The organism is Candidatus Endomicrobiellum agilis, from assembly GCF_020328115.1.
Taxonomy (GTDB): domain Bacteria; phylum Elusimicrobiota; class Endomicrobiia; order Endomicrobiales; family Endomicrobiaceae; genus Endomicrobiellum; species Endomicrobiellum agilis.
Genome location: NZ_JAIXMW010000022.1, coordinates 1 through 2,217 on the forward strand (window position 1 = coordinate 1; position 2,217 = coordinate 2,217).

Below are 2,217 nucleotides of genomic sequence, written 5' to 3' on the forward strand. Positions count from 1 at the left end.
ATTCGTGTAGCAGCAACTATTTTGTCTAAAACCATATAAACCTCTCAATTAAAACTATTAGACATTTTGATAAAGTCATTTAATTTGTTTAAAGCTTTTTTGCTGTCTATCATCTCTTGAGCAATTTTTATACACTCTCTTATAGTTACATTGTCATAAAACATATACAAACATACTGCGGAATTTAAAACAACAGTATCTCTCTTTGCTCCATGCTCGCTATTTAACACGCTTAATGCAATTTCTTTATTTTTTTCTGGAGAACCCCCTATAAGCTCAGACAATTTGCATCTTTTTAATCCAAACTGTTCAGGGGTAATAAAAAAACTGTTTATTTTACCGTCATTTACTTCGCAAACTGTTGTAGTGTCAGACAAAGTGACTTCGTCAAGTCCGTCGTGTCCATGCACAACCATTGCTCTTTTTACGCCAAGATTTACAAGCACATTAGCCATAGGCTCAACAAGATTTTCATCGTATACACCTATAAGCTCGTAATTTGCTCTAGCAGGGTTTGCCAAAGGTCCTAAAATGTTAAATATTGTTCTTATACTTAGTTCTTTTCTAACCTTAGCAACATACTTCATTGACGAATGAAATGTCTGAGCCATTAAAAAACATATTCCTATTTTCTCTAGCACTATTTCGCATTCTTTAGAAGTAAGCATTATATTTACACCTAAAGCCTCAAAAAGATCAGCGCTACCGCATTTGCTAGATACACTTCTGTTTCCGTGCTTTGCAACAGGAACTCCAGCAGTCGCAATTACCAAAGATGCTATTGACGATATATTAAACGTTGCAAGTTCGTCCCCTCCTGTACCTACAATATCAAGCACATCGTATTTAGGGTTTAACTTTTGGCATTTCTCTCTCATAACCATTGCACAAGCCGTTATTTCTTCTATTGTTTCGCCTTTAAACCTTAACGCAGTAAGAAAAGATGCAATTTGCGCATCTGTAGCGGCGCCATCCATTATCTCGTTTATAACTTGTTTTGTTTTATCTATTGTAAGATTTTGTTTGTTTAATATTTCGTATATTGATTCTGTTATCATGTTTGCCTCTATTTAAAATTTTGTAACTTAAGAAAATTTTCAATTATTGTTACTCCGCTTTTTGTAAGTATTGATTCCGGGTGAAACTGAATTCCATAAATATCAAAATCTTTATGCTTTACGCCCATAACTTGAGACTCTTTATCTTCAGCTATTACAAGCAAGTCATCTGAAAAACTAGCTCTACTAGCAACAAGAGAATGGTATCTTGCGGCTGTAATAACAGGAGGAAGACCCTTAAAAATAGGATTACCATTAGCAATATTTATATTGCTTGTCTTGCCGTGCATTAGCTTTTTGGCATACGTAATTTTTGCTCCGAAAACTTCGCATATAGCTTGATGTCCTAAACAAACTCCAAGTATAGGAATTTTTCCTTTAAAATATTTTATAGCTTCTTCACATATACCGGCAGCGTTTGGTCTTCCGGGTCCTGGAGAAATTATTAAATGTGTAAATTGCAAATTATCCATTTCCCTAACTGTCATTTCGTCATTCTTAACGACTTTAACATCTTTATTTATAGCTCCAACATATTGGTAGAGGTTATAAGAAAAACTGTCGTAATTATCTATAATCAAAATCATAATTCCTCCGTTTGCGCTAAATTCAATGCATTTATAATTGCTTGAGATTTTTGACAACATTCGTTATATTCTTTTTCAGCAGTGCTATCTGCAACAATACCAGCTCCGGATTGAACATAAACTTTTCCATTCTGAAGTTTTGCCATTCTTATCGCAATACACATATCCATATTTCCTGCAAAATCTATGTACCCTATTGCGCCACCATAAGTTCCACGCTTATGTTTTTCAAGTTTGTTTATAATTTCACATGCAGTCTTTTTAGGCGCACCAGACAAGGTTCCTGCTGGCAAAACTGCAGACAAAGCGTCTAAATGGTCGTATCCTTTCTTTATTCTTGACTTAATTACAGAAGCTATGTGGCTAACATGCGACAACTTTAGAATTTTCATATGTTCAGTTACTACCACAGAACCAAATTCGCTTACTTTGCCTAAATCGTTTCTTGCCAAATCTACAAGCATATTATGCTCCGCAAACGGAGGAATTATGATTTTGATTATAGATAATTACGACAGTTTTTCTTATAACCTCTACCAATATGTTGGAGCTATAAATAAAGATGTTAAAGT

2 protein-coding genes and 2 pseudogenes are annotated in these 2,217 nt (G+C 34.4%); 1 reads left to right on the forward strand and 3 read right to left on the reverse strand.

The window, feature by feature from the left end; all coding sequences use genetic code 11:
* Positions 1-44: 44 nt before the first annotated feature.
* The 3 genes and pseudogenes from trpD to LE179_RS06480 all read right to left on the reverse strand — a co-directional run.
* Complete coding sequence (gene trpD, locus LE179_RS06470; RefSeq protein ID WP_374129555.1) at positions 45-1,058, reverse strand: anthranilate phosphoribosyltransferase; 1,014 nt, start codon at positions 1,056-1,058, stop codon at positions 45-47.
* An 8-nt stretch (positions 1,059-1,066) separates the two neighbouring features.
* Entirely contained in the window at positions 1,067-1,645 is a 579-nt protein-coding gene (locus LE179_RS06475) for an aminodeoxychorismate/anthranilate synthase component II (RefSeq protein WP_374129556.1), read from the reverse strand.
* Positions 1,642-2,121 (reverse strand): annotated as a pseudogene (locus LE179_RS06480) (chorismate-binding protein); the annotation flags it as partial. The pseudogene LE179_RS06480 and the gene LE179_RS06475, both read right to left, overlap by 4 nt.
* A 13-nt stretch (positions 2,122-2,134) precedes the next feature.
* Here LE179_RS06480 and LE179_RS06485 point away from each other — a divergent pair.
* Positions 2,135-2,217: pseudogene (locus LE179_RS06485) on the forward strand (aminodeoxychorismate/anthranilate synthase component II); the annotation flags it as partial.

Bases quoted from the DNA above. Each gene is read 5' to 3' on its own strand.
- trpD (WP_374129555.1), bottom strand. From the start codon at position 1,058: ATGATAACAGAATCAATATACGAAATATTAAACAAACAAAATCTTACA.
- LE179_RS06475 (WP_374129556.1), bottom strand. From the start codon at position 1,645: ATGATTTTGATTATAGATAATTACGACAGTTTTTCTTATAACCTCTAC.